The following is a 4,228-nucleotide window of genomic DNA, read 5'->3' as shown; positions in this document are numbered from 1 at the left end:
GTCTCACGAGACTCACTTTATTCCCTTATAAAAGCAGTTTACAACCCATAGGGCCGTCATCCTGCACGCTACTTGGCTGGTTCAGGCTCTCGCCCATTGACCAATATTCCTCACTGCTGCCTCCCGTAGGAGTTTGGACCGTGTCTCAGTTCCAATGTGGGGGACCTTCCTCTCAGAACCCCTACTGATCGTCGCCTTGGTGGGCCGTTACCCCGCCAACAAGCTAATCAGACGCATCCCCATCCATCACCGATAAATCTTTAATCTCCTTCAGATGCCTTCTAGAGATATCATTGGGTATTAGTCTTACTTTCGCAAGGTTATCCCCAAGTGGTGGGCAGGTTGGATACGCGTTACTCACCCGTGCGCCGGTCGACGCCCATCAAAAGCAAGCTTTCGATGTCGTTTCCCCTCGACTTGCATGTGTTAAGCCTGTAGCTAGCGTTCATCCTGAGCCAGGATCAAACTCTCCATTGTAAAATATCATTTTTACTTCTTGCCTCATTGCTGAAGCAATCGGTGTTTGTTGTCTGTACTTAGGACGAATATCCTTTTCGTTTATTGAAGCTTAGTAAACCTGACTTGTCAATTGCTTGACGGTTCGTTTCTTTTACCCAGTCAACTTTCTTATTTCTAAGAAGTTAACCGCTTCTTGTACTACTTGTCTGTTTATGTAAAATCTTTCAAAGAACTCTTTCTTTATGTTGCTAAGAGAAAGTGTATTTCTCAAAAGCGAGTGCAAAAGTACTAACTATTTTTCATTCCACCAAATTTTTCGAGAAGAAAGTTGTATTTTTCTTTCAAATTTAACATTTCTAAACACTTTTCGCGTTTCAAATCCATTCTTCTCCTTATTATATATATACGCGCGAAAGAACACCAGCCTTTATTGAGCCTCCAAATAGAGAATACGAGAAGACCAATCGTTCTTTTTACCCCAGTCAACATTATGCTCCAATGGCATTTCCAAGCCATGTTCCATCAAATACTTGCCAGAGTATGACTTACCCTCGCAAGCCAAAGGAGTATTATCGATGACATCAAGCTCACGTACCTTATACATCTTGTTTGCATCCAAACCAGCCATCTTAACGATAGGAAGGTGCGCATTATAGAAGTTAGCAAGCTTCCACCAGTAGAACACAGCCTTATCCTTAGCCTCGCTTACATACATGATAGAAGACAGGCCCTGGTTGTCGTATGGAGAAACCAAACGGTAAAGATCGCCAAACTGAACAACAGGACGAATCTCCTTGTATTCAGAGATTGCCTTTCGACAGAGAGCCTTCTCCTCATCCGTCATATTCTTTGGCTGGATTTCCATTCCAAGACGTCCGCTCATAGCTACATCAATACGATACTTCAAGGAAGTTGTGCGGAATACGGTATGGTTTGGCACAGCAGAGATATGACTTGCCATAGCTATAGCTGGGAAGAAGTAGCTGGTACCATACTGCATATAGATACGCTGCAGGGCATCGGTATTATCACTTACCCAGAACTCATCAAAACCACGGAGAGATCCCCAGTTGGCACGAGCGCCACCACTGGCACAGCACTGGATAACGACATCCTTGTACTTAGCACGGATACGATCGATAATCTTGGCAAATCCCTGATGGTATGCGATATAGAGATGCCTCTGATCAGCGGCAGAAAGATACTGACTACCATGATTCATGATGGCCATATTGGCATCCCACTTGATGTAGGCAATCTCAGGATACTTAGTAAGCAAATCATCTACCACACCAAACACGAAATCCTGCACCTTCGGATTACCGAGATCAAGAACCAGCTGAGTGCCACCACGACCAACTACCGCATCACGCTTAGGCGCCTTGATCACCCAATCAGGATGCTTCTCGTAAAGTTCACTCTTGGTATTAGTCATTTCCGGCTCAATCCAGATACCGAACTTCACACCATTCTTCTTGGCATCACGAAGCAGCCCTTCGATACCGTCAGGCAATTTTTCGGTATCTACTACCCAATCGCCCAAAGCAGTATTATCTCTCTTGCGAGGATATTTCTTTCCGAACCATCCATCGTCCATTACGAAGAGCTCACCACCCATGCTATGAATATCAGCCATCATCTGATCCATACCCTTCTGGTTGATGTCGAAGTAAACACCCTCCCAAGAGTTCAAGAGGATATCACGCTCCTGATCACCATGAGCAAGCACGTACTTACGACCCCACTTATGGAAGTTGCGGCTAGCACCGCTCAAGCCCTCATTGGAATAAGTAAGCGCGAGCGCCGGAGTCTTGAAAGTTTCACCCTTCTTGAGATGATATTCTGAATTCTGTTCATTGATACCAGCAAAGAAATAATGATATTCAGTATCATCAGTTACAGTCTTAAGCTTATAGTTTCCGCTATAGGCAAGTGCAGCACCTATAACGGCACCCGTATTCTCCTGTCCCTTTCCATTGAGAGAGAACATCACCTCGGCATGATCGGTATGAGAATTACGCACACCATCATTATTGCGGATGACAAACTCGCCTGGCTGCAACTTCTCATGACTCAACTGAGCCTCAGCAGCCCATGTGCCAGAGAGATGACTCATCCATACATCGCCACGACGGATAGGAAGCATAGCTGATGCAAAGGTAGTCAGAGTAACAGTACCCTTCTCTCCATTGTGGATTTCAGTCCAAGCCTCAATCATATCCACATCCTTATAGGCACGGTACTTCAGATCCACCTTGATATTATAAACAGGATCCTTGAGATGGATGGTAGTAACTGTGGCATTAGCCTCCTGCTTCACATCGCTACCGGTAGCCACGAGAGCAGTAGAAAGATTACCATCGCTGTGACGCATGGCGAGTGCAGCTTCTGCAGGAGTATTCAGACCGTATGCAGGATAAGCATCCATACGACCATTGGTAGCTACTGTGAGATTCTGCAAATCAGCAGCGTTCAGCTTAGAACCGAAATAGAGATACTGTGCAGGTTTTCCGTTCTCCACATCGAGGATGAGCGAGATCCCCTTACTGTTTACCGAAACCTGTTCTGCCATCGCAGGCATGGCGATGGTCATCAACAAGAGTGCAAGTGATTTTAATTTCATCATATTTATTATATACGTTATTAGTTATTGCTATTGATAAGTTTTCGAATGCAAAAATAAGAAAATAAACAAGAACCACCAACCCTTTCTTGATTTATTTTTGGAATAAAGCACAAAAAGTCAAACATCAAGCAAATAAAGCAAATAAAAGAGCTAGGAGCGGGGAAGAATACCCCAGATAATCACATCCATATCATAACAATCACTAAAAAAATCATTAAAGTCGGAATTTCTTAGTATCTTTGCCCCGCAAACACCATGTATCATACAATCCAAAAGAGACAAAAGAAATAAAGCTATATGAAACTCAAAATACATTTCAGTCACAAGGAGGAACTTTGGAACTCCTGGTCGCATGCCGGAGGCATCCTGATGGGCGTTGTCGTAGGAGCCATCTTCCTTTATTGGTGCTTTACCATGCACAACGGATGGGCCACGGCAGGCATCATCCTCTACCTGTTCGGTATGCTGATGTCTTACATCGCATCTACCACCTACCACGCCATCTCTGCATGGAGCAAGTGGAAGGAGCGACTGCGCAAATGGGATCATGCCGCCATCTACTGGCACATTGCCGGTTCTTACTCTCCTATCACCCTGATTGCGATGCGCGAACAAGGCTATTGGGGATGGAGCCTCTTTATCTTCATCTGGACATGCGCCATAGCAGGCACGGTAATGAGCTTTGCCAAACTCAAGGACCACAGTAATCTGGAGACGCTCTGCTTTGTGGGTATGGGATTATCGGTACTTGTCGCATTTAAGCCTCTGATAGATTCCGTATCCCCAGCCACGGTTATCTGGATTATCGCAGAGGGCGTCTGCTACATCACGGGTGCCGTGTTCTACAGTATCAACAAGAAGAAATACATGCACTCCGTGTTCCACTTCTTCGTCCTGGCAGGTAGCGTCTGCCACATCATCGCCGTTTGGGACATTCTGATGAAATATATCTAAACGACTCAAGAATAGAAACCAAGAATAAGAATCAAGGCATCGAAAAGTGAAGGCTTTTCGATGCCTTTGCTTTTTAGAAAAACATCTTTTTTCTTTTATGAACGACACCCTTAGCTTTTTATAATAAGGTGATAATGTTAACATTACGTTAAAGTATGAAAATAATTGCCCAAAAGTTTGGAACTTATT

General features: G+C 44.4%; 2 protein-coding genes and 1 rRNA gene. 1 reads left to right on the top strand and 2 read right to left on the bottom strand.

The features are described 5' to 3' along the window. Together CFT61_RS16125 and CFT61_RS16120 are read right to left on the bottom strand one after the other, a co-directional pair. A 16S ribosomal RNA gene (locus CFT61_RS16125) occupies positions 1-477 on the bottom strand; the annotation flags it as partial. A gap of 409 nt (positions 478-886) precedes the next feature. After that, a complete protein-coding gene (locus tag CFT61_RS16120) occupies positions 887-3,082 on the bottom strand; it encodes an alpha-galactosidase (RefSeq protein ID WP_089545412.1) in 2,196 nt (731 codons plus the stop codon). Between the two features lie 300 nt (positions 3,083-3,382). Here CFT61_RS16120 and trhA point away from each other — a divergent pair, with 300 nt between their 5' ends. Further along, positions 3,383-4,039 (top strand): PAQR family membrane homeostasis protein TrhA, encoded by a 657-nt coding sequence (trhA, locus tag CFT61_RS16115; protein WP_089545411.1) that lies wholly within the window; start codon positions 3,383-3,385, stop codon positions 4,037-4,039. Positions 4,040-4,228: the final 189 nt, after the last annotated feature.

Origin of the sequence: Segatella copri (assembly GCF_002224675.1) — a bacterium.
GTDB classification, from domain to species: domain Bacteria; phylum Bacteroidota; class Bacteroidia; order Bacteroidales; family Bacteroidaceae; genus Prevotella; species Prevotella copri_U.
Note: the sequence above shows the minus strand (reverse complement) of the source record. Positions and strands in the feature narration are given on the sequence as shown.

Coding starts and splice junctions, on each gene's coding strand:
- CFT61_RS16120 (WP_089545412.1), bottom strand. CDS start 3,082: ATGAAATTAAAATCACTTGCACTCTTGTTGATGACCATCGCCATGCCT.
- trhA (WP_089545411.1), top strand. CDS start 3,383: ATGAAACTCAAAATACATTTCAGTCACAAGGAGGAACTTTGGAACTCC.